This window comes from Pseudoalteromonas sp. NS-SX12 (assembly GCF_057367955.1).
Window position 1 is genome coordinate 2,416,739 of record NZ_CM170634.1, and the last position, 24,834, is coordinate 2,441,572.

Genomic DNA, 24,834 nt, shown 5'->3' on the forward strand with positions numbered 1-24,834 from the left:
AATGTTTCAGATAACTATCATTGATTTAGCGGCTAACAGGCTAAACAATAACCCTTTGTGATATGGCAACATGCCGTTTGATGACGTTTATATTGATGATTTCTCGGTATGTTACTACAGGTAGACAATAAAAAAGGGCGTGTTAATACGCCCTTTTTGTTGGTATTTTCTCGGGTATTAGAAATAAACGCGTAGGCCTAACTGTACGTTACGACCTGGTAATGGTGCGATATCTTTAATAAACGATGTATGGCTGAAAGCAAGTTCGTCTGTAATATTTTGCACTTTTGCAAATACAAACGAATCGGTGTTTAACACATCAAGATTGTACTTCGCAGATACATCAAATAATGTGTAGCTGTCGGTGTGAGTTTCGTGTGCGCCTAACTTGTCTTGCTCAAAGTAATGCGTAGCAGCAAAGTTTACTTGCAATGCATGCCAGTCATACTCAGCCTCAAAACCTAATTTATTTTGCGGGAAACGCGGTAAATATTCCGATGAGTCTTTAACATCATTACGAATATGATCACCAATTAATTTAACTAGCAGTTGATCATTTACTTGGTAGTGAACATCAAACTCAATGCCGTATAAATCAACATCTGCATATTGATATTGGAAAACACGTGTCGCTTCATCTTCGTCGTGACCATGCGATAAATACTCATCCATAGAAAGCATTTCGTCATGGTGCGCATCAATTACTAAGCCTGTATCTTGCTGGAAATAGAAGTTATCAATCTGATTGTAAAAAGCGTTTATGGTATAGCCAAAATCGCCATTGAATTTACGTAGTGTTAGGTCGATATTATTCGATGTTTCGCTTTCAACGTTTTCTGGCTCAAAGTGAATTTCGCCGTCTTCAATTTCATAGCCTAAACCAAGGTCATAAGTACTCGTTGCGATATGCAGACCATTTGATAGTAGTTCAGCTGCACTTGGCGCACGTTCTGAATGACCGAGAGCAAGTGCGACTGAATGACCTTCTTGGAAATTCCAGATAGTACCTGCAGATAAGCTTACGCTGTCGAATTCACCAACATATGCGTATTCTTCACCGTGATGTTCCTCTTCATCATGTGCTTCATGATCGTGTTCGTCATGACCAAGGTGAATTTCTGGTGCATCGATTTCTGTATTTTCAAAACGACCGCCTAATTCAACGCGAAAATCGCCGAACGTTTTCTCTTCTAAAACGAAAAGTGCATGTTGTGTTGTATCGCTGTGTGGCGTAAATGCTTCTGCACCATCAGCGCCATAATCCGAATCATAATAGTGGTAACCGACAACACCGTGCCAACCTAACAGGTTATGTTCTGCTGTTGCGCGTAATTCTTTCGATTCATTGGTGAATACTGTGCCTTCCATGCCTTCTTCAATTTCAGCGTGGCGGTAATCGGTATAACCAAGTTTCACATCAAAACGCTCAATCATAGAATCATGTAGGCTGTAAGTGAAACGCGCTTGATAACGGTCTTGAGTTAATCGTGCGAATACATCACCATGTTCTTCGTGCTCATCTTCCTGTACATGGTTTTCTTCTTCGTGTTCATGCCCATGATCATGGTCGTGATGTGCATGAGAGTGACCCGGAATACCGTAATCTGATTCTAGCTTGCCATAAGAAACACCTACAACTAGGTGTTCGTTCACATAACTTGTGCCTAAATTAAATGCAGTTGTATCAATAAAGCTGTTTTCAACTGAGTTTAAAACTTCTTCATCATGCTCATCTGCGTGGTCTTCACCTTCATGTTCTTCTTCGTGCTCTTCATGATGCGCTTCAAACTTTGGCACTTCAGTGTCTTCTGTTTTACGGTTTAAACCATCTAAGTGGAAGTTAAAACCGTTATCACCACCATTTAGTACAAATGCAGTTGTATTACCTTCGTTAACGGTATCGTGTTTGTATTCAACGGCACCTTCTAACGACTCGTAGTTAGTTGTCGGAATGCGACCATCAACAACGTTAACAACACCACCAATTGCACCTGAACCGTACAGTAATGTCGCAGGGCCTCGCAGTACTTCAATTTGCTCTGCGCTGAGTGTTTCGTTGGTGTTCGCATGATCAGGTCCGACACGCGATGCGTCGCTACTTTCTAAACCATTTTGCATTACGCGTACACGTGGACCATCCAATCCACGAATTACCGGAGATGACGAAACAGGACCAAAATATGTTTGGCTAACACCCGGCAGTTTATTAAGGGTTTCACCGAGTGTATTTGATGATTTGTCTTTTAATTCTTCACCTGATAGCACGGTTACCGGTGAGGTCATGTCTAAGTTACTTTTATGAAGTGCTGAAGCGTATACAGTGATCGCTTCAATTGATGATTTTTCTAGTACAAAGTTGATTGTTTGAGCTTCGTTTTTAACGCTAATACGTTTATCTAAAAAACCATCTTTACTGAAATGTAGCTGACTATCGGCATCCAGTTCAATTTGATATTGACCCGCATTGTTGGTTGTAACGGTTTTTTCTTTACCATGAACATGCACTGCAACACCAGCGATTGGCTGGCCTGAATTATCAGTTAATTGTCCTGAAATCTGTGCTGCGTGTGAGCTAAGAGGGAATACTACGCTTAGCACTGCCAAGCTGATGAGAGATTTTTTCATAACGAATACTTCAGTAAGAATAAAACAAATACGTGTTATGAGATACTGTAACATCATCGCACGCACAAATAAATAAATTGTTATATCATTACATATATTAATTATTTCTAATTACGAAACGATGAAGGTAATTCACAGAAAGGGCAGTAAATAGGATTAAAACTTTGGAATGTCTATTTCAATATCTTCAAGTGGCGTGGCGCAACACAATAAAATCTCACCTTTACGAACAAATGCCAACGGTTCCTGTTGGTAGTCGACTTTGCCACTGACTAGTTTACAGCGGCAGGCACCGCAAAACCCTTCACGGCAGTGAAATTGTGTTTGGATTTTATTTTTTTCTAAGAAGGTAAGTAGATTTGGCTGATCAGAGTCGAATTCAAGACTCTGATCAGTATTTACAACAGTAACTTTGCTCATTAAAGATCAAAGTCACCAAAGTCAGAAGCATTTACTTCAGAATCAATTTGACCAACAAGGTAAGAACTAATTTCAGCTTCTTGTGGTGCTACCTGTACGTTATCTGAAACTAACCACGCGTTGATCCAAGGAATTGGGTTTGAGCTGGTTTCAAATACAGTTGGTAAGCCAACGGCTGCCATACGTACATTTGTAATGTATTCAACATACTGGCAAAGAATGTCTTTGTTTAAGCCAATCATTGAGCCGTCTTTGAATAAGTATTCTGCCCATTCTTTTTCTTGCTCTGCTGCCTTGGTGAACATTGCAATCGATTCTTCGCGGCATTGCGCTGCAACAATGGCCATTTCAGGGTCGTCATCGCCTTCTTGCATAATGTTTAGAATGTGCTGTGTGCCCGATAAGTGAAGCGCTTCATCACGTGCGATAAGCTTGATGATTTTCGCATTACCTTCCATCAATTCACGTTCTGCAAACGCAAACGAGCAAGCAAAACTAACATAGAAGCGGATCGCTTCTAAAATGTTTACTGACATGATGCAAAGGTACAGTTTCTTTTTAAGATCGAATAAGTTGATCTTTACTTCTTCACCGTTAATTTGGTGTTTGCCTTCACCGTATTCGTTGTAAATCGTCGTTAAGCTGATTAATTCATCGTAGTAACGCGTTACTTCTTCTGCGCGCTCTGCAATTTTTTCATTGGTAACAATGTCGTCAAAAATCAGTTCAGGCTGTTTTGTTACGTTGCGAATAATGTGGGTGTACGAACGGCTGTGAATTGTTTCACTGAACGCCCACGTTTCAATCCACGTTTCAAGTTCTGGAATTGATACGATAGGGAGTAACGCAACATTTGGTGAACGACCTTGTACACTATCAAGTAGTGTTTGGTATTTTAAGTTGCTCAAGAAAATGTGCTTTTCGTGTTCTGGTAAACCTTCGAAGTCGATGCGGTCTTTGCTTACGTCAACTTCTTCAGGACGCCAGAAGAACGAAAGTTGCTTTTCAATTAGCTTTTCAAAAATAGGGTGCTTTTGTTGATCATAGCGCGAAACATTAACAGTTTGTCCAAAGAACATTGGTTCTTTTAGTTGGTCATTATGCTCGCGACTAAATGTTGAATACGACATATTATTATTAACTCTAGAGAAAACAAACTAGCGGGCAAAGAGTGTATACTTTGCCCGCTGGGATTTAGATTTTACACGCGCCGCCTGCACAGCCGTCATCTTCAGGCTCTGGCTTAAGCTCGTCCTGAGAATCCGATGCACCATCACGAGTGTTGTGGTAGTAAAGTGTTTTAACACCAAGTTTGTATGCAGTTAGTAAATCCTTAAGCAATAGCTTCATTGGAACTTTACCGCCTTCAAACTTATTTGGATCATAATTCGTGTTAGCAGAAATAGTTTGGTCGATAAACTTCTGCATAATACCCACCAATTGCAAGTAACCATCGTTGCTTGGAATATCCCAAAGTAACTCGTACGCATCTTGCAAACGCTCGTACTCTGGTACTACTTGCTTTAAGATACCGTCTTTACTCGCTTTAACACTGATGTGTCCACGCGGTGGCTCAATACCATTGGTTGCGTTAGAGATTTGTGATGACGTTTCTGACGGCATTAACGCAGATAATGTTGAGTTACGCATACCGTGTTTAACAATGCTTTCACGTAGGCCATCCCAATCAAGGTGCAATTGCTCATTACATACCGCATCAAGATCTTTCTTGTAGGTATCAATTGGCATAATGCCTTTTGCGTACGTTGTTTCGTTAAACTTAGGACATGCGCCTTTTTCTTTAGCAAGTTCATTTGACGCTTTCATTAAGTAATATTGAATTGCTTCAAATGTACGGTGAGTTAACGCGTTTGCTGAACCGTCTGAATACTTAACACCGTTTTTCGCAAGGTAATAAGCGTAGTTAATTACACCAATACCTAACGTACGACGACCCATAGTTGCGTTATATGCAGCCGGTACAGGGTAATCTTGATAATCTAGTAAGTTATCTAGTGCACGTACAGCAAGTTCTGCTAATTCGTCTAATTCATCAAGTGATTTAATCGCACCAAGGTTGAACGCAGAAAGCGTACACAATGCAATTTCACCTTCTTCGTCCATTACGTGTTTTAATGGCTTAGTAGGAAGCGCAATTTCTAGACACAGGTTAGACTGACGAATTGGTGCTACTTTTGAATCAAACGGGCTATGTGTATTTGTGTGGTCTACGTTTTGTAGGTAAATACGACCTGTGCTTGCACGCTCTTGGGCAAACATAGAGAATAATTCAATCGCTTTAATACGTTTTTTACGAATTGATTCATCTTGTTCGTATTGTACGTATAAGCGCTCGAACTCATCTTGATCTTCAAAGAATGCATCGTAAAGACCAGGCACGTCTGACGGGCTGAACAGCGTAATGTAATCGTCTTTAATTAAACGCGAATACATTACTTTGTTAAACTGAACGCCGTAATCTAAGTGACGAACACGGTTGTCATCAACACCACGGTTGTTTTTAAGCACCAGTAGGTTTTCAACTTCTAAGTGCCATAACGGGTAGAATAGGGTTGCCGCGCCACCACGTACACCGCCTTGTGAACAGCTTTTAACTGCCGTTTGGAAGTGCTTGTAGAAAGGAATACAGCCAGTGTGGAATGCTTCACCGCTGCGAATTGGGCTACCTAGTGCGCGAATTCGACCTGCGTTAATACCAATACCAGCACGTTGGCTTACGTATTTTACAATCGACGATGACGTTGCATTAATTGAATCTAGACTATCGTCACATTCAATCAGTACGCATGAACTGAATTGACGTGTAGGGGTACGCACACCCGCCATAATTGGCGTTGGTAATGAGATCTTAAACGTCGATGTCGCGTCATAAAAACGTTTTACATAGTCTAAACGCGTGTCTTTCGGATATTTCGAGAATAGACATGCTGCAACTAAAATATAAAGGAACTGCGCGCTTTCATAAATCTCACCGGTAACACGGTTTTGCACAAGATATTTACCTTCTAACTGCTTAACAGCAGCATAGCTAAAGGTAAGATCACGAGAATGATCAATATATGCGTCAAGCTCTTCGATTTCCTGCAGGCTATAGTCGGCAAGTAGATGTGGATCATACTTGTTCATTTCAACCATCTTAACCATATGATCATATAGTTTCGGTGGCTCAAATTTACCATAGGCTTTCTTACGCAAATGGAAAATTGCCAAACGCGCAGCAAGATACTGATAATCTGGTGTTTCTTTCGAAATTAGATCAGCAGCAGCTTTGATAATGGTTTCGTGAATATCTTCTGTACGGATACCGTCGTAAAACTGAATGTGTGATTTTAGTTCTACTTGCGATACAGATACGTTATTTAGGCCTTCTGCTGCCCATGCAATAACGCGGTGAATTTTGTCTAGGTCAAGCGGTTCCTTGCGACCGTCACGTTTACTGACTGAAAGCTCTTGGTTCATAGTTATGCCTGCAATTTCCTTCAAACGAGCAAAAAATTTTTATTATGTCGAAATATTAAACTGGACTTTTGTCCTATTATTTAAGCGCACGGCTCAGGCGAAATTACCACTAGTGCTCGTTTTTCGCTTAGCTACTAGATATGGTGTCGCCATCACAGATGATCACAAGATAGAGGGGTATGCGTCTTTTTTCAAGGCCTAGAAAAGCGAGATAATTTGTGATCAATTTTTTACTAACTAGTCTGTTAGCATCCACTAACTTGTTAAGTAAAGTGTATTTGGTCCATGTGAAAAAACAACGAAAAAAACACGATAAAAAAAAATATTTAAAATTTATTTGTTGCAAATTCACAAGGTATTGTTTTTGGGTCCGAGATTAAAATAACCACTATATCTAGTGGTTATTTTTTATCAAAGCAACTAGATATATGGTTAAGCAGTGAGCAGGCGTTGGTAAAGCTAAAGTCAGATTGCCAGCTTGAAACAGGGTTGCCATTTAAATATCCCCAAAGCGCCGAAGCTGTTTTCATCCCCGCAGATTTGCCAGCAATGATATCGCGCTCATCGTCACCGATATAGATGCAACACCTAGGATCAACCTTCATTAATTCACAGCTGTAAAGCAAAGGATCAGGGTAGGGCTTGGCGCGTTCAAGTGTGTCACCCGATACAATATTTTTGCAGTTTGCAAATTGTGTGATTTGCGCAACAAGGGGGTTAGTTAAGTGCTTTGGTTTATTTGTCACAATCGACCAAGGAACTGCGTGCTCATCTAAAAACGTAATTAGTGGCACAATACCTTGGTAAAAACTGCTTTTACACCATAAATTGTTCGCGTAATAAGTAAGAAACGCTTCTTTTAAATGTGTGTGTTCGTCGTTTGAGAAATGTTGCCATTCATCACCAAAACCAAGTTTGAGTAATGCAAGCGTACCGTTAGAGGCCTGCGTACGATATGTTTCTGCACTTATCGTCGGTTTATTATGTTTGGCCAACACAAAGTTAAGCGCAGCACCTAAATCATCCGCACTGTCGATTAAGGTGCCATCTAAATCAAACAATACTGCTTGATACATTTTATGCTAACTTTTCGAAATGGATCATATAGTTAACTGACACATCGTTGGTTAAACTATACGTTTGACCAAGCGGATTGTAACTTAACCCTTTCATAACGCGCGCTTTAAGGCCGTATTTTTCAGCCCAATTAATTAACGTTGCAGGCTTGATGAATTTGTCGTGGTCGTGCGTGCCTTTTGGCACAATCTTAAGTAAGTGCTCAGCACCAACAATGGCAAATAAATACCCTTTAAGTGTTTTATTTAGCGTTGACATAAATACATGACCACCGGGCTTGACCAATGTTGCTAATGATGCGATTACCGATTCAGGATCCGGTACATGCTCAAGCATTTCCATACACGTAACAACATCAAATTGCTGAGGGTTTTGCTCGGCAAAATCTTCAGCGGTCACTTTTTCATAGTTAAGGGAAACGCCCACTTCTAATGCATGTAATTTAGCAACATTTAAGGGCTCTTCACCCATATCAATGCCCGTCACTTGCGCGCCTAGCTTAGCCATGCTTTCAGCTAATATACCGCCACCGCAGCCAACATCTAATACATTTTTTGAGAAAATGCCTTGGCTATATAAGTTAATAAAGTCTAAACGAAGCGGGTTTATTTCGTGTAGTGGTTTAAATTCACCATTAAGGTCCCACCAACGGTCGGCCATGGCTTCAAATTTTGCAATTTCACTTGCATCTACATTTTGTTGAACGGTCATAAAAAGCATCCAGAGTGATTTGAGGGCATTATAAAGGGATTTTTTATAAAAAGACTACCGCTTACAACCTGTAAATAATGATTTTTTGTGTTAGCATGCTTTGGTTATAAAAATAATAACTGAATTAATACACGATTGAAGGAAGAGAAATCGGATGACAGATCTCGCCAATGAAATCCTTCCAATCAATATTGAAGATGAATTAAAAAATTCATACCTCGATTACGCCATGAGCGTAATTGTAGGACGTGCGCTTCCTGATGTACGAGATGGTTTAAAACCAGTTCATCGCCGCGTACTTTTCGCAATGAATGAACTCAATAATGATTGGAACAAACCTTATAAAAAGTCTGCACGTGTTGTAGGTGACGTAATCGGTAAATATCACCCACATGGTGATAGCGCGGTTTACGATACGATTGTACGTATGGCTCAGCCGTTCTCACTTCGTTATTTATTAGTTGATGGTCAAGGTAACTTCGGTTCGGTAGACGGCGACAGCGCGGCTGCGATGCGTTATACCGAAGTACGTATGGCTAAAATGGCCCATCAATTATTAGCGGATCTCGAAAAAGAAACGGTTGATTACGTTGATAACTATGATGGTACGGAAAAAATCCCAGCGGTACTACCAACACGAGTTCCTAACTTATTAGTAAACGGTGCATCGGGTATCGCGGTAGGTATGGCGACTAACATTCCGCCACACAATTTATCAGAGGTAATTAACGGCTGTTTAGCGGTTATTGAAAACCCTGAAATACAAATTGAAGAGCTTATCGATTATATCCCAGGTCCTGATTTCCCAACAGCGGGTATTATCAGCGGCAAAAAAGGTATCGAGCAAGCGTATAAAACAGGCCGTGGTAAAGTTTATATCCGCGCCAAAGCAGAAGTTCAAGTTAACGATAAAACGGGTAAAGAAACAATCATTGTTCACGAAATCCCGTACCAAGTTAACAAAGCACGTTTAATTGAAAAGATTGCTGAACTTGTTAAAGACAAGAAAATTGAAGGCATTAGTGCACTGCGTGATGAGTCTGATAAAGACGGTATGCGCATTGTTATCGAAATTAAACGCGGTGAAGTAGGCGAAGTTGTTCTAAACAACCTTTATGCACAAACACAAATGCAAACAGTGTTTGGTATGAACATGGTTGCGCTAGATAATGGTCAACCTAAACTACTTAACCTAAAAGAAATGCTTGAAGCGTTTGTTACGCACCGTCGCGAAGTAGTAACGCGTCGTACGGTATTTGATTTACGTAAAGCACGTGACAGAGCACATACCCTTGAAGGTTTAGCAATCGCGCTTGCGAATATTGATCCTATTATCGAGGTTATTCGTCGTTCTCAAACTCGTGAAGAAGCAAAAGTAGCCTTACTTTCTCGTAACTGGGAACTTGGTAACGTTAAAGGCATGCTAGAAAAAGCAGGTGAAGACGACGTTGCTCGCCCTGAATGGCTTGCACCAGATTTAGGTATTCGCGATGGTCAATACTACTTGTCAGAAGCACAAGCGAATGCAATTCTAGACCTTCGTTTACATAAGCTAACAGGTTTAGAACACGAGAAAATCTTAAATGAATATAAAGAGCTATTAGATCTAATCGCTGAGCTACTTTATATCCTTTCAACTCCTGAGCGTTTAATGGAAGTTATTCGTGAAGAACTTGTTGAAATTAAAGAAAACTTTGGCGATGAGCGTCGCACTGAAATTACTGCAGCTGCGCACGATATTAGTCTTGAAGACTTAATCACTGAAGAAGACGTTGTGGTAACACTATCACACGAAGGTTACGTTAAGTATCAACCGCTTTCTGATTACGAAGCGCAGCGTCGTGGCGGTAAAGGCAAGTCTGCAACTAAGATGAAAGATGAAGACTTTATTGAACGTCTGTTAGTTGCAAACACCCACGACACTATTTTATGTTTCTCTACGTCAGGTCGTTTATATTGGCTGAAAGTATATCAGTTACCATTAGCGAGCCGCGCGGCGCGTGGCAAGCCAATTGTTAACTTACTACCACTTGAAGCTGATGAGCGTATTACCACTATCTTACCAGTACGTGAGTATGAAGAAGATAAGTATGTATTAATGGCCACAGCGAACGGTACAGTTAAGAAAACTCCACTTACGGCATATAGTCGCCAGCGTGCTTCGGGCATCATCGCAATCAATCTAAACGAAGGCGATAGCTTGATTGGTGCTGATATCACTGATGGTACAAACGATATCATGCTATTTACCGATCACGGTAAAGTAGTACGCTTTAACGAAAAGCAACGTGATTCAGAAACAGGTGAAGTGAAACTTGACCCAGAAACAGGTGAAGAGTTACTAGCGTTACGCCCAATGGGCCGTACAGCGACAGGTGTACGCGGTATTAAGATGCCAGATGACGTGAAAGTTGTGTCACTTATTGTACCTAAGAACGATGGTCCGGTATTGACGATCACTGAAAATGGCTACGGTAAACGTACACTACTTGAAGATTACCCAGCGAAGAGCCGCGCAACACAAGGTGTTGTGTCGATTAAAGTATCTGAGCGTAATGGTAAAGTAGTTGGCGCGGTGCAAGTTGAAGATAATGATGAAATCATGATTATCTCTAACAAAGGTACATTAGTACGCACCCGTGTTAATGAAGTATCTACCGTTGGTCGTAATACACAAGGTGTTATTTTAATTCGTACAGCTGATGACGAACAAGTTGTTGGTTTACAGCGTATCGATGAAATTGAAGAGTCTCAATTCCTTTCTGAAGAAGGTGAAGATGAAGCAGTTTCAAGCGAAAGTAATGAAACACCAAATACAGATGAAAATAATTCAGAGCAACCAGCTGAATAGAAAAATATTCATCTTTATCATGCGGTAATTTGATATTTAATCAGTTACAGTATGAACAATGTTAAAAGCGGCTAACAGCCGCTTTTTTGTTTTCTAATTATGTACAAATGAGGTTTTGGGAATGAGTGTATATAATTTTTGTGCAGGGCCAGCAAGTTTGCCCCGAGCAGTATTAGAAAAAGCGCAAAAAGAGTTTTTAGATTGGCAAGGGCTTGGCGTTAATGTGATGGAAATAAGTCATCGCAGTAGCGAATTTATTGCGCTTGCTGAGCAAAGCGAACGTGATTTACGTGAGTTAATGAACATATCTGATGACTATGCCGTGTTATTTATGCACGGTGGTGGTCGCGGTCAGTTCGCTGCAGTACCGCAGAATCTTCATGTTGCAAACAAACAGGCTGTCTACATCAATAGTGGCATTTGGTCTGATGGCGCATTTAGCGAAGCACAAAAGTTTACTGATGCTATTGAAATTAATGTACGCGATGATAAAAACGGCGAGTTTAATTGTTTAACGCCTGAACTTTGGCCATTACCGAGCGATGCGTCATACATTCACTATTGCCCAAATGAAACAATCGACGGCATTGAAATTTTTGATACGGTAAAACACAGTGCACCAATCGTTGCTGATATGTCTTCAAACATTCTTTCGCGTGAAATTGACGTTAATCAGTTTGATTTGATCTATGCAGGCGCACAGAAAAATATCGGCCCATCAGGCCTTGCGATTGTTATTGTGAAAAAATCACTGCTTTCACGTGAAGGTACAGAGAAGCCGAGTATCTTTGATTACGCCTTAGAAGCTAAAAAAGAAAGCATGTATAACACGCCGCCAACGTATTCTTGGTATTTAGCTGCGGAAGTTTTTAAATGGTTAAAAGCACAGGGTGGCGTTGCCGCAATAGAACAACAAAATATCGAAAAAGCGGCATTACTTTATGACTTTATTGATAATAGCAAGTTTTATAAAAATACCGTTGCTCGTAACTTCCGTTCACGCATGAATGTGCCATTTTGGCTCAACGACGAATCACTGAACAAAGCCTTTTTAGCAGAGTCGAAACAAGCTGGTTTACTCGCCCTTGAAGGCCACCGTATGGTAGGTGGTATGCGTGCCAGTATTTACAATGCAATGCCAATTGACGGCATAAAAGCATTAGTAGACTTCATGCATAAGTTCGAACAGGAGCATAAGTAATGGAACAGTTACACTTAAAAGCGATTAAGCGTGTAAATGGCGAAGTCACGTTACCGGGCTCTAAGAGTTTATCTAACCGCATTCTATTACTAGCAGCACTATGTGAGGGCACAACGCAAGTAGAGAATCTTCTCGATAGCGATGACATTCGTCATATGCTTAAAGCGCTTAATGCTATGGGCGTTGAGGTATCGCTAAATGAAGATAAAACAATTGCCCAAGTTCATGGTAAAGGCGGCAATTTCGAAACGCCTTCTGAACCACTATTTTTAGGTAATGCAGGTACCGCATTTCGTCCACTTACCGCAGTATTAGCGACTTCCAATGGTGAGTATGATTTAATCGGCGAACCTCGCATGGAAGAAAGGCCAATTGGTCACCTTGTTGATGCGCTTCACGCATTAGATGCAGATATTAGCTACTTAAAAAATAAAGATTATCCGCCACTTAAAATCGTGGGTAATCAACTAGCCGGTGGTAAAGTAGAAATTGACGGTAGTATTTCGAGCCAATTTTTAACTGCACTGTTAATGGCGGCGCCGCTTTTTAAAAACAACACAGAAATCACGATAAAAGGTGAGCTTGTTTCAAAACCTTATATTGATATTACGTTAGGCGTAATGGCCAAATTTGGCGTTCGTGTTGAAAATAACGATTATCAATCATTTGTAGTGACCGGTAACCAGCAGTATCAATCGCCTGGTCGAATTATGGTTGAAGGTGACGCATCAAGTGCGTCTTACTTTGTTGCGGCGGCAGCGATTAACGGCGGCACAATTCGTATTAATGGTGTTGGCGCAGCAAGTGTGCAAGGCGATATTGGTTTTGCAAAAGTGATGGAGCAGGTGGGTGCAAAAATCGAATGGCATGACGATTATCTTGTTGTGTCTAAGGGGGAGCTTAAGGGCGTAGATATCGACGCCAATGCAATCCCAGATGCCGCGATGACACTCGCAACCGTTGCGCTTTTTGCAAAAGGTAAAACAGCGATACGCAACATTTATAACTGGCGAGTAAAAGAGACGGATCGTCTTTACGCGATGGCAACGGAGCTTAAAAAGCTCGGTGCAGAGGTGGTAGAAGGGCATGACTTTATTGAAGTAACCCCAACCGATAACATTCAACTTGCCGAAATAGACACCTATGATGATCACCGAATTGCCATGTGCTTTTCAATGGTGGCGGTAGGTGGTCATGATGTAATTATCAATGATCCTAAATGTACCTATAAAACATTTCCTACCTATTTTGAAACACTTGCAAGTGTGTCGGAATAATCGTCTAAAATAGAAATCACAGATTTTTCACCGTAAAGTAGCGATAATTTTTTAATTATCGCGTATACTGCGCGGCGATTTTAGTTTTGTACATTTTGGGAGGTTGTAATGTTGGGTAGTCAACCAGTAATTACAGTCGATGGACCAAGTGGTTCAGGTAAAGGAACCGTTTGCCGTTTATTAGCAAATAAGCTTGGATGGGACGTATTAGATAGTGGCGCGATTTATCGTGTTTTAGCGCTAGCAGCGAGCCACCATATGATAGCGCCAACAGACGAAGAAGCTTTATTGCCGTTAGCGGCTAATTTAGATGTGCAATTTGTGGTAGATAATGAAACCGGCAATGGTAAAATTATTTTAGAAGGTGAAGATGTTACCAAATCGATTCGTACTGAAGAGGTTGGTGGCATGGCATCTAAAATTGCCGCGTTGCCGAGTGTTCGCGAAGCGTTATTACGCCGCCAGCGTGCATTTAGAAGCGAATCAGGCTTAATTGCTGATGGTCGCGACATGGGCACTGTAGTGTTCCCTGATGCAGTGCTAAAAGTATATTTAACAGCATCAGCAGAAGAGCGTGCAAATCGCCGTTTTCTTGAGTTGAAGCAACGTGGTGTTGATGTTAAAATAGACAGCCTAGTTGCAGATATCAAAGCACGTGACGACCGCGATATGAATCGCCCAGTTGCTCCGCTTGTGCCTGCTGAAGATGCAATTGTTATAGACACTACCGAACTCGATGCAAATCAAGCATTTGAGCAAGTGGTGTCTTTGTGTATCGAAAAGAATTTAATTGGTTAACTCATAGGAAGAGTTAATTTTTACAACAACCCCACGCGGCAGGATAGCCAAATGGATATTTTATTTAGAGACTTATAATGTCAGAAAATTTTGCACAGTTATTTGAAGAAAGCCTAAAGGGTTTTGAAGCAGAACAAGGTTCAATCGTTAAAGGTACTGTTATTTCAATTGAAAACAACATCGTACTAGTAGACGCGGGTCTTAAGTCTGAAAGCGCAATCCCTGCTGAGCAATTCAAAAACACTGCTGGTGAATTAGAAGTAGCAGTTGGTGATGAAGTAGATGTTGCACTAGATGCAATCGAAGATGGTTTCGGTGAAACTATCCTTTCTCGTGAGAAAGCAAAGCGTCACGAAGCTTGGATCCGTCTTGAAAAAGCATGTGAAGAGCAAGAAACTGTTACTGGTATCATCAATGGTAAGGTTAAAGGCGGTTTCACTGTTGAAGTTGACACTATCCGTGCATTCTTACCAGGTTCACTAGTTGACGTGCGCCCAGTACGCGACACAGCTCACCTTGAAGGTAAAGAGTTAGAATTCAAAGTTATCAAGCTTGACCAGAAGCGTAACAACGTTGTTGTTTCTCGTCGTGCTGTAATCGAGTCAGAAAACTCACAAGAGCGTGAAGAACTTCTACAAAACCTTGTTGAAGGTCAAGAAGTTAAAGGTATCATCAAGAACCTTACTGACTACGGTGCATTCGTTGATTTAGGTGGTGTTGACGGTCTTCTACACATCACTGATATGGCTTGGAAACGCGTTAAGCACCCAAGCGAAATCGTTAACGTTGGTGACGAAATCTTAGTTAAAGTACTTAAGTTCGACAAAGATAAAACACGTGTTTCTCTAGGTCTTAAGCAGCTTGGCGAAGATCCATGGGCAGCTATCGCTGGTCGTTACCCAGAAGGTTCTAAGCTTTCTGGTCGTGTAACTAACCTTACTGACTACGGTTGTTTCGTTGAAATCGAAGAAGGCGTAGAAGGTCTAGTACACGTTTCTGAAATGGATTGGACTAACAAGAACATCCACCCTTCAAAAGTTGTTAACTTAGGTGACACTGTAGAAGTTATGGTTCTTGAAATCGACGAAGAGCGTCGTCGTATTTCTCTAGGTCTTAAGCAATGTAAAGCTAACCCATGGCAAGAATTTGCTCGTCTACAAAACAAAGGCGACCAAGTTACTGGTAAGATCAAGTCAATCACTGACTTCGGTATCTTCATCGGCCTAGAAGGCGGCATTGACGGTCTAGTTCACCTTTCAGACATTTCTTGGAACACGCCAGGCGAAGAAGCTGTACGTGAATTCAAGAAAGGCGACGAAATCACAGCTATCGTTTTACAAGTTGACCCAGAGCGTGAGCGTATCTCTCTAGGCGTTAAGCAAATCGAAGCTGATCCTTTCAATAACTACCTGGACGCAAACAAAAAAGGTGCTATTGTTAAAGGTAAAGTAACTGAAGTTGACGCTAAAGGCGCTACAGTTGAACTTATCGAAGGTGTTGAAGGTTACATCCGTGTAGCTGACGTAGCAGTTGAGCGTACTGAAGACGCTTCAACAGTTCTTTCTGTAGGTGACGAAGTAGAAGCTAAGTTTGTTGGTGTTGATCGCAAGAACCGCGCAATCAGCCTTTCAATCAAAGCAATTTCAGAAGCTGAAGAGAAAGAAGCGCTAGATAAGCTTAAGAAAGAAGAGCCACAGTTCGAAAACGCTATGGCAGCAGCTTTCAAAAATGCTCAAAAAGACTAATTAGTCGACTTGGAAGAGCAGCTTAATAGCTGCTCTTCCTATTACAATTATAAAGGGTACTTACATGACAAAATCAGAACTGATTGAAAAACTTGCTGAACAGCACGCAAATATTCCAGCGAAAGATGTAGAAAATGCAGTAAAAGAAGTGTTAGAACTTATGGCTGATTCTTTATCAAGTTCAGATAGAATTGAAATCCGTGGTTTTGGCAGTTTCTCTCTACATTATCGTGCACCACGTGTTGGTCGTAACCCAAAAACGGGTGATAAAGTAGAATTGCAGGGCAAATACGTACCTCACTTTAAGCCAGGAAAAGAACTGCGCGACCGCGTGAATGCAAGTATTGCATAATTTGAGGCTGTTTTGACCAAAATTCTCAAAGTAACTTTTCTCCTGTGCTTGCTATTTGTTTTATTTGTATTGGGGTCGCAAAACCCTCATCTGGTAAAAATTAATTTTATAATAGCAAGTGCAGAAATCCCTCTTGCTTTCATAATAAGTATTTGTTGTGCTTTAGGCCTATTTTTAGGTATTGCACTCAGTACAATTCTATTGTCAAAAGCTAAACTGCAAAACCGTCGTTTAAGAAGACAAAATCAGAAGCTTACTTCTCAAAGTCATGGATAGTTAATGATCGAATTGCTGTTTTTGTTGTTACCAGTAGCGGCAGCTTACGGTTATATCATGGGTAAAAACAATGCTAATAATGAAGCCCAACAACAAAACCAAGAAATTATTAATGAGTATAGTAAAGGTTTAAAGTTCTTACTTGACCGTGAAGAAGACCAAGGCTTAGAACACCTAATTGGTTTACTAGAAATTTCAGCAAATTCTGTTGAACATTATTTAACGCTCGCAACATTATTCCGTCGACGTGGTGAGTTAGACCGCGCAATTAAAGTACACGAATTACTGTTAAAACATGACGGCCTTTCATTAGAGCAAAAAAAACATGTTCTTTATGAACTTGCGCAAGATTATATGATAGCTGGATTGCTTGACCGCGCAGAAGAAAACCTTGTTTATCTGCTCTCATTAAAAGATAACAACGCGCTATGTCAGTTGATGCTATTGTATTTGCAAAGTCATGATTGGGATAAAGGCATTGCACTATTTCAATCTCACGAGTCCGACTTTAACACCAGCCAATTAAAGAAAACAATCGCTAATTTTTATTGCGAAAAGGCGATTCAAGACAAAGACTTAAAACCTCTTGATGTCGTAACGGAACTGACACAAGATCTCGTTAGACCAAAGTACATGCTTGGCGAAAAAGCATTTGATGATGGTGATTTTCTTCAAGCGATTAAATACTGGGGCAGTTTACTCGATAAAAATATCGCATTCGCACCAATTTTTTTAGATAGATTAGAAGTAAGCTACGAAAAGCTTAACTTACAAGATAATTATTTTTCTCATCTTTCTAAGCATTTAAAAAGCGATAGTGTACTTATAAAAATACATTATTGTAAAAGCCTTATGGCCCAAGGTAAGGTTGATGAAGCGAGAAACTATATTACACAAGTTTTGCGTAAGCAGCCCAATATTAGGGGCTTTAGTTACTTATTAATGTTGATGTCTGAACAAAGCCAAGACATTAAAACAGTATTAACGGAAATAAATAATCTAGTCCAAGACTACATCGCCACAAAATCATTGTATCAATGTAACCATTGTGGCTTTACAAGTAAAAAAATGTATTGGTTTTGTCCTTCTTGTAAACATGTTGAGTCATTGGTGCCATTGAGTGGCGTAGACGGGTTTTAAACAAAACACATAATATGTTATTCCTTTTTTTGAGTTAGGATTTATTAATGAACCACGATGCCAAAGTATTAATTGCATTAGATTACGCAGATGAAAGCGCCGCGTTAGATTTTGTAAAACGCGTTTCACCACAAGATTGCCGCTTAAAAGTGGGCAAAGAAATGTTTACGTATTTTGGCCCTCAATTTGTGAAGAAGTTGATTGATTTAGGCTTTGATGTATTTCTAGATTTAAAATTTCACGATATTCCAAATACAGTTGCAAAAGCAGTTGCTGCAGCGGCGGAATTAGGCGTTTGGATGGTCAATGTACATGCCAGTGGCGGCCCAGAAATGATGCGCAAAGCCAAACAAGCACTTGAAAAGTATGGTGATGACGCACCATTGCTGATCGCAGTAACAATACTAACATCAATGGACGAAGCAGAATTAAAACGCTTAGGTGTTGATAAAACACCAAACGAACAAGTTCAGTTTTTAGCGAAATTAGCAAAAGATGCAGGCCTTGATGGGGTAGTGTGTTCAGCTCAAGAAGCGTCGGTATTAAAGTCGACTTTGGGTAGCGAATTCAAGCTAGTCACTCCAGGTATTCGACCTGCAGGTTCTGATAAAGGCGATCAAAAACGCATTATGACACCACGAGACGCAATTGATGCCGGTAGTGATTACCTTGTTATTGGTCGCCCAATTACCCAATCTCCTGATCCACAAGCTACTTTAATTGAAATAAATAACACTTTAAGTTAACCTGATTAAAGTAGTTGCACTAATGTAAATTAAGGCATTAGTGCATTCCCGTTTGAAGCTAAAAAGAATAAGAAGAGTAGTACTTCATGCGTTTTATTTTTGTAATTGCTGCTATTGTTGCAGCCTACCTAGGTTATCAACATTACGATAACGAAACACGCCAAAATGCGTTTATAGATATACTAGATACCATTAATCACCAGCCAATTAATCAATTTGAATTAAAGCTTTCATTAAATACGCAAGTTGAAGCTCGTTGCCAAGCAATTGGTAAAAACGAAACTGATTTAGCAAAAATGAAAGAGTGCTTGAATTTAATTGAAACATATAAAGACGAATGCGAGCTGCAAATTTTCCGTTTAGCGCCTATCGAGTTCGAAGACGGTAATGAGGCATTAGATTATGGCAAACGTTATCAGAAATGTGTTTATAGTAATCAATTTGCTGATCTCGTAGATTCAACAAATCATTTATAGAAAAAGGCACGCAATGTGCCTTTTTTATTTAACTAACGTAATCTTAGTCGCGGCAAGATCAATCTTACCTTCCTTAAACAAATGCCCTATAGCACGTTTAAAGTTTGCTTTACTGCAACCAAATGCTTTTTTGATGGCGATTGGATCTGACTTATCACCTAAATGAATAACACCATTTTCCTGTGTTAACTTATCGTAAATTACATCAGATAGTTCATTTGAACCTGCGACGCCAGGCTTACTTAAACGAATATCTAATTTGCCATCTTCACGTAATTTTGCGACATAAGCTTGCAGCTTTTGACCAATAAATAGAGGTTTAAAAACTTGGTCAGTAAACACCATGCCCCAGTATTCATTATTCACAATTACTTTAAAACCAAGATCTGTGCGACCAGCAACAATAATGGATACTTCTTGAGACTTTTTAAAGCCTGTTGCTTCTTGTTTAACAAATTTGTTTAGGTTTGATGAACCACATAAACGCTGTGATGCTTTGTCCAAATAAAGGTGTACTAAGTATGAACGTGACAACTCAAATTTTGGACGCTGCTCGTTGTAAGGCACCAGTAACTCTTTGCCAATGCCCATATCAACGAACGCACCAATGGCATTAATTGATGTGACTTGGAGTAGGGCAAAGTCACCTAATTGTGCTATTGGGGTTTTGGTTGTTGCGGTTAAGTTTCCTTGCTCCTCAAATACAAATACTTCAATCACTTGTTTTACTGCTAAGCCATTGGGCATTTCTTCTTTTTTAAGAAAAACTTCACCATTACCGCTGTCATCTGTTAAATACGCACCTTCATACGCAATTTCGTTAACAACTAAACTATTCATTTTACCAAGTTGAATTGTCATTATTCTTCATCCTTTTTTGGGCGACGCTTTAACGGTGCAACACCATCAACATCAAACGGTGCCGGAATAGCCTTTGCAGTTTTGGCTTTATTTGGCTTTTTGAATGGTTTTTTATGTTTGCTTGTTTTTTGATTGACGGATTTTGCTTTAACATTCTGTTTTGGTTGATGTGTTTTTTCTTTAAACCCTTTAAATTTACCTACTAAGCCATCAATTTCTGAAAAACCAATACGCTTAGATAAGTAACTTTCAATTGCTTTAAAACTCTGCCAATCTTTTGCACTTACTAAAGACAATGCGTTGCCTTTAAAGCCAGCGCGTCCGGTGCGACCGATACGGTGCACATATTCTTCAGCTTGCTTCGGTAAGTCGAAATTAATAACTTGCGATACATTGAGCAAATCTAGACCACGAGATGCAACATCTGTCGTCACTAAGATTTGTGCTTGGCCACGAGAAAACACATCCATAATAGAATTACGTTTGCTTTGATTCATATCACCCGATAACGCAAGCGTTTTATAGCCTTCTTGCTCTAAGATTTCGGATAACTTTACTGTGTCATCACGGGTTGCGGTGAACACGATTTGTTGGCCGGATTCAGCGCTTTTTGTTGCGGCGATTAATAGCGCAATCTTGTGATCTAAGTGATCCGCTAAGAAAAACTTTTGCGTAATGTCGTTGTGTTCTTGTGTACTGGCATCAATGGTTACGCGTTTTGGATTCTTAAGTAAATTACGCGAAAGCGCATCTACTTCGGCATGCTCTAATGTAGCCGAGAAAAATAAAGTTTGGCGTAAACGGTGATTTGCCGCAGTGTTTATTTTTTCGATTTGTTCTTTAAAACCAAGCTCTAATACACGGTCCGCTTCGTCAAGAATCAATAATTCAAGACCTTCTAAGTAGAAATTACGGTCATCAAGGTGGTCAACTAGTCGACCTGGTGTTGCAACAACAAATTGTGGGTCTTTAGAAAGCGCTTTAACTTGGTCGTTATAATTATCACCGCCAACAATTTTTGTCGCTTTTAATCCTGTGCCTGCAATAATCAAGGTTAACTGTTTATACACTTGATTCGCCAATTCACGTGTCGGCGTAATGATTAACGCACGCGGATCACGTTTACTTAACGCTTTTTGCTTACTTAAGCGTGTAATTGCAGGTAATAGAAATGCAAATGTTTTGCCCGAACCTGTTTTTGATTGGGCAAGTAAATCGTGTCCAGCAATGGCAACAGGAACTGCTTGTTGCTGAATATCCGTCGGCGTAGTAATACCAATGTGTGAAAGTTGACTTGCAATTCGCTTATCAACACCTAAATCTTCAAAGGACAAATGTGTCTCTCCACTCAATGTGTTTGTGGCATAAAATAAAGCGAGCATTTTACATGAAAGACAAAAACATAGCTAATTAGCGATGGTTTTGTGTGCAAAATATAGACAATAGAATTGAACAGCACAAAGTTTCTGATACAATAGCGACCCATTTTGGCGCCGGAATTACGCTCCGGTTAGTATTTAAAGCTAAACATTAGGAAAATTATGTCTCAACAATACGTCGTGTGTGCCCTTTATAAATTTGTTTCTTTACCTAACTATAAAGAAATTCGTCAACCTTTACTTAATACTATGGAACAACATAATGTGCGCGGTACATTATTGTTAGCTGAAGAGGGTATTAACGGAACGGTTGCCGCAAAGCGCGAGGGTATCGATGCATTATTAGCGTGGTTAGATAAGCAACCAGGACTTGATAATATTGTATCGAAAGAATCGTTTGATGACGAATGTCCGTTTTACCGCACCAAGGTAAAACTTAAGAAAGAAATCGTTACTATGGGTGTACAAGGCATTGACCCTAAAGAAGTTGTTGGTACTTACGTAAAACCAAAAGACTGGAATGCACTTATTTCAGACCCTGATGTTGTGCTAGTTGATACACGTAATGATTACGAAATCGAAATTGGTACTTTTGAAAATGCCGTTGATCCAAAAACCAAAACATTCCGCGAGTTTCCCCAATGGGCTGAGAAAAACCTCGACCCAAGCAAAAATAAAAAAGTAGCAATGTTCTGTACCGGTGGCATTCGCTGCGAAAAATCAACAGCTTATATGAAAGAGCAGGGCTTTGAAGAAGTTTATCACCTTGAAGGCGGTATTCTTAAGTACTTAGAAGAAGTACCAAAAGAAGACACCATGTGGAAAGGCGAGTGTTTTGTATTTGATAATCGCGTTGCTGTAGACCACGACTTAAATAAAGGCTCATACGATCAGTGTCATGCGTGTCGTATGCCTATTACCGAAGAAGAAAAGCAACTTGAAGCTTATCAAGAAGGCTTATCATGTCATCATTGTATCGATACAGTAAGTGACGAGCAACGTGAGCGTTTTGCAGAGCGTCAAAAACAAATTGAGCTAGCAAAAGCACGCGGAGAAGGCCACATTGGTAACGAAGCACAAGAAGCTATCATCAAACGTAAAGCTGAAAAAGCCGCGCGTAAAAAGGCACAATCTGAAAAAGCTTCATAACAATATAAAAACGTTGTTTTACATTAAAATCCGATGGCGTGTAGTCATCGGATTTTTTTATTCTTTCAATAAACACTACTCAATAATAAACGCAAAAAAACACATGAGATAAGGCTATAAAAAATAGGGGGTTTTTAGTAATATTTATTTTCTTTCCTTAAAGCACCTTCCTGTAAAAAAGTGAGTACTGGTAACAAATAAACTATGGGATTATAAAATTCTTATCTATTGATGAGCATTCAGTAAAAACATGGCCTGATATTTGTAAATTAACATACGTATTTAACTGTTCGCACAGCGAACAACATAAAGGTTAAGGGATTATTATGTTGTTATTTAGCACATCATCAACCAACGCAGATCACAAGATTAAGCAACCAAACCACAACAACAACGTTAATGAAAATAAAACTGGCAAGGAAATGCCGTTAGCTGATGAAAATTCGGCAACATTTAGCCACGCATTGACAAAAGAAATGCCCAGTCAGACTGCATCTGAAACATCACAAAAGTATCAAAATAAAAGCATGTTCGAATCAGAGCGCAACGCGAGTTTTTTAAAAAAAATTCAAGAAGCGATTTTAATGCAACGACTCGGCGTCGATCTTGAAAAAGTGAAACAGTTGAAAGAAAAAATAGCCGAACTTGAAAGCATGCTCGAAACGGGTGACATTAGCCAAGAAGATTTTCAAAAACAAGTTTTAGCATTAGAAGAAATGATCGCTGAAGAATATCAAAAAGGCCAAGAACGACGGCAAGAAAAGGAATTAAAACAAGCCAATGAGACCCAAAATACCAACGACGAATCGTTAACTTCTTAGCTTAGCTGGTTGTGTTATTTCTGCTTACTAAAAATTTTCGTCACAGTTACTCATTTTTAAGTCGAAATACCATATCGCGAGTGAAATTGTTAATGTTATTCATGAGGGAATATAATTTCCTCATTTATTAGCGTACATACTTAAATTGTACATTAAGTATAAGAAAAATATTCAAGTAGATGTTAGTTTAAATAGCGTGCGTAATGCTTTGAAATATAAGGCACTAACAAACAACACACATATCGTTGTTAACGAGTTATTTAAACGCATAGTAATACATCATTTTAAAATAAGAAATTAACGCATTCACAGCCCACATAAATAAGCACTTCCAATTATTAGACACATGTATTTAAATATATTTTGTGTTTTTGCAGATAGATCTGGTTGATTTCTTCCATATCATTCAAGTTTTATGTTTAAAATCTAATTAATTACAAATTTAAAATCTAGCAAAGATTAATTTATTAAGGTGTGAGATGAATTATTAAGTTAAATCATGGATTGAAAGTAATGAATGCAACTTAACTAAGTAAAGTAATTAAATAAAAAAATGCCCATAATGTATAGTATGTGATTGAAGAGGAAATGATAGTTTCCTCTTTTTTATTAGAGAGTTAAATAAATATTTAAATATGTCAAAGTGACATTTATATGTGTAACGCCCATTGTTGATGCGCTTGTTAGGGTTACAGTAATGGCTCGCCAAATTCATCAACTTTATTGCCCCATTTATCCATCATTGTGCCGCAGCTATCGCAAGTCCAGCCCCCGTAAAATTTTTGATATTGATTTTTGGGCAGCCTAATTATTGGCATTTGTTTATTACAGGTAGGACAATTCACTCTGTTTTTCAGATTTATACCGTGTTTAGACTTTTTAGCACTCTCCACTTTAAAGTAGAGGTACAAGCCCAAGATTGGAACTAGTGGAGTAACTATAATCGTCAAATACAATCTTGTAACCCTAACTTTTAAATAAGGGGCGCAGGCGCGTGGGCTAAAATGCGAAGCAGCCCACGTGTATGCGTCCCAGCTAACGAAGTGAGTGACTTAATTTTTTTGTTAGGTGGCATTGTTTCCTCGAAGATACACACCAATGTGGTCGCCCGAATACTTATGATTTTTAAAGTTACCACGTTTTACAATTGGGACAGAGCCTAAAGTGCTGGTTATTTTTTGTTGAAGCTTCGGTGTATTGAAACTTGATTTTTTTGGAACAACTATGAGTGGCGTGAATAAGAAATGAGAGAAGTCTTGATTGCCACTTACTACGGTATATCCACTTTTTTCTAATTTGATTCTTAGGTTAGTTAACTTTGCTTCGCTAACTCCATCTGAGTGGAGGTGAATAGTAGGTCTAGCGACTGACGTGCACCCAGCTAACACAATAACAATAAATGACAGTAGTACCGTTTTCATCCCTGACACCTAACGCTAAGCTAAGCGG

Annotated in this window: 21 protein-coding genes; 12 read left to right on the top strand and 9 right to left on the bottom strand. The window is 39.6% G+C overall.

Annotated elements, in window-relative coordinates:
- Positions 1–177: 177 nt before the first annotated feature.
- The 6 genes from AC2IOM_RS11180 to ubiG all read right to left on the bottom strand — a co-directional run bounded on the left by AC2IOM_RS11180 (position 178) and on the right by ubiG (position 8,313).
- On the bottom strand, positions 178–2,625 hold the full coding sequence (locus tag AC2IOM_RS11180; RefSeq protein ID WP_486358398.1) for a TonB-dependent receptor: 2,448 nt from the start codon (positions 2,623–2,625) through the stop codon (positions 178–180).
- 156 nt (positions 2,626–2,781) lie between these two features.
- The gene (gene yfaE, locus AC2IOM_RS11185) at positions 2,782–3,045 is read right to left on the bottom strand and encodes a class I ribonucleotide reductase maintenance protein YfaE (protein ID WP_010560077.1); all 264 of its coding nucleotides are present in this window, start codon (positions 3,043–3,045) and stop codon (positions 2,782–2,784) included.
- A complete protein-coding gene (gene nrdB, locus AC2IOM_RS11190) occupies positions 3,045–4,175 on the bottom strand; it encodes a class Ia ribonucleoside-diphosphate reductase subunit beta (RefSeq protein ID WP_010560078.1) in 1,131 nt (376 codons plus the stop codon). Before nrdB ends, yfaE begins: the two co-directional genes overlap by 1 nt.
- 64 nt (positions 4,176–4,239) lie before the next feature.
- Positions 4,240–6,525: a class 1a ribonucleoside-diphosphate reductase subunit alpha gene (nrdA, locus tag AC2IOM_RS11195; RefSeq protein WP_105171367.1), complete on the bottom strand. Its 2,286-nt coding sequence runs from the start codon at positions 6,523–6,525 to the stop codon at positions 4,240–4,242.
- 401 nt (positions 6,526–6,926) lie between these two features.
- A complete protein-coding gene (locus tag AC2IOM_RS11200; protein ID WP_486358399.1) occupies positions 6,927–7,601 on the bottom strand; it encodes an HAD family hydrolase in 675 nt (224 codons plus the stop codon).
- Between the two features lies 1 nt (position 7,602).
- Complete coding sequence (gene ubiG, locus AC2IOM_RS11205) at positions 7,603–8,313, bottom strand: bifunctional 2-polyprenyl-6-hydroxyphenol methylase/3-demethylubiquinol 3-O-methyltransferase UbiG (RefSeq protein WP_486358400.1); 711 nt, start codon at positions 8,311–8,313, stop codon at positions 7,603–7,605.
- Between the two features lie 154 nt (positions 8,314–8,467).
- On the opposite strand from ubiG, the gene gyrA reads away from it, so the two are divergent.
- The 10 genes from gyrA (at position 8,468) to AC2IOM_RS11255 (ending at position 19,175) form a co-directional block, all read left to right on the top strand.
- The gene (gyrA, locus tag AC2IOM_RS11210; RefSeq protein WP_486358401.1) at positions 8,468–11,164 is read left to right on the top strand and encodes a DNA gyrase subunit A; all 2,697 of its coding nucleotides are present in this window, start codon (positions 8,468–8,470) and stop codon (positions 11,162–11,164) included.
- 121 nt (positions 11,165–11,285) lie between these two features.
- On the top strand, positions 11,286–12,365 hold the full coding sequence (gene serC, locus AC2IOM_RS11215) for a 3-phosphoserine/phosphohydroxythreonine transaminase (RefSeq protein ID WP_486358402.1): 1,080 nt from the start codon (positions 11,286–11,288) through the stop codon (positions 12,363–12,365).
- Complete coding sequence (gene aroA, locus AC2IOM_RS11220; RefSeq protein WP_486358403.1) at positions 12,365–13,642, top strand: 3-phosphoshikimate 1-carboxyvinyltransferase; 1,278 nt, start codon at positions 12,365–12,367, stop codon at positions 13,640–13,642. Before serC ends, aroA begins: the two co-directional genes overlap by 1 nt.
- A 108-nt stretch (positions 13,643–13,750) precedes the next feature.
- A complete protein-coding gene (cmk, locus tag AC2IOM_RS11225) occupies positions 13,751–14,440 on the top strand; it encodes a (d)CMP kinase (RefSeq protein ID WP_010560086.1) in 690 nt (229 codons plus the stop codon).
- 77 nt (positions 14,441–14,517) lie between these two features.
- Positions 14,518–16,185, top strand: coding sequence for a 30S ribosomal protein S1 (gene rpsA, locus AC2IOM_RS11230; protein WP_010560087.1), 1,668 nt, complete (start codon positions 14,518–14,520; stop codon positions 16,183–16,185).
- Between the two features lie 64 nt (positions 16,186–16,249).
- Positions 16,250–16,537, top strand: a complete 288-nt coding sequence (ihfB, locus tag AC2IOM_RS11235) for an integration host factor subunit beta (RefSeq protein ID WP_010560088.1) — start codon at positions 16,250–16,252, stop codon at positions 16,535–16,537.
- Positions 16,538–16,606: 69 nt separating this feature from the next.
- Entirely contained in the window at positions 16,607–16,813 is a 207-nt protein-coding gene (locus AC2IOM_RS11240) for a LapA family protein (RefSeq protein ID WP_232732291.1), read from the top strand.
- 3 nt (positions 16,814–16,816) lie between these two features.
- Positions 16,817–17,953, top strand: a complete 1,137-nt coding sequence (locus AC2IOM_RS11245; protein WP_486358404.1) for a lipopolysaccharide assembly protein LapB — start codon at positions 16,817–16,819, stop codon at positions 17,951–17,953.
- 47 nt (positions 17,954–18,000) lie between these two features.
- A complete protein-coding gene (gene pyrF, locus AC2IOM_RS11250; RefSeq protein WP_486358405.1) occupies positions 18,001–18,699 on the top strand; it encodes an orotidine-5'-phosphate decarboxylase in 699 nt (232 codons plus the stop codon).
- An 86-nt stretch (positions 18,700–18,785) separates the two neighbouring features.
- Positions 18,786–19,175, top strand: a complete 390-nt coding sequence (locus AC2IOM_RS11255) for a hypothetical protein (RefSeq protein ID WP_486358406.1) — start codon at positions 18,786–18,788, stop codon at positions 19,173–19,175.
- Between the two features lie 24 nt (positions 19,176–19,199).
- Here AC2IOM_RS11255 and AC2IOM_RS11260 read toward each other — a convergent pair whose 3' ends face one another.
- Both AC2IOM_RS11260 and AC2IOM_RS11265 read right to left on the bottom strand, forming a co-directional pair.
- Positions 19,200–20,036, bottom strand: a complete 837-nt coding sequence (locus AC2IOM_RS11260; RefSeq protein WP_100913388.1) for a CvfB family protein — start codon at positions 20,034–20,036, stop codon at positions 19,200–19,202.
- Positions 20,036–21,370, bottom strand: coding sequence for a DEAD/DEAH box helicase (locus AC2IOM_RS11265; protein ID WP_486358407.1), 1,335 nt, complete (start codon positions 21,368–21,370; stop codon positions 20,036–20,038). The genes AC2IOM_RS11260 and AC2IOM_RS11265 overlap by 1 nt, the downstream gene beginning before the upstream one ends.
- Positions 21,371–21,577: 207 nt before the next feature.
- Here AC2IOM_RS11265 and trhO point away from each other — a divergent pair, with 207 nt between their 5' ends.
- The gene (gene trhO / locus AC2IOM_RS11270) at positions 21,578–22,564 is read left to right on the top strand and encodes an oxygen-dependent tRNA uridine(34) hydroxylase TrhO (protein WP_138632626.1); all 987 of its coding nucleotides are present in this window, start codon (positions 21,578–21,580) and stop codon (positions 22,562–22,564) included.
- Between the two features lie 326 nt (positions 22,565–22,890).
- Entirely contained in the window at positions 22,891–23,385 is a 495-nt protein-coding gene (locus AC2IOM_RS11275; RefSeq protein WP_486358408.1) for a hypothetical protein, read from the top strand.
- A gap of 1,064 nt (positions 23,386–24,449) precedes the next feature.
- Here the strand turns inward: AC2IOM_RS11275 and AC2IOM_RS11280 are convergent.
- The gene (locus AC2IOM_RS11280; protein ID WP_486358409.1) at positions 24,450–24,806 is read right to left on the bottom strand and encodes a hypothetical protein; all 357 of its coding nucleotides are present in this window, start codon (positions 24,804–24,806) and stop codon (positions 24,450–24,452) included.
- Positions 24,807–24,834 lie beyond the last annotated feature (28 nt).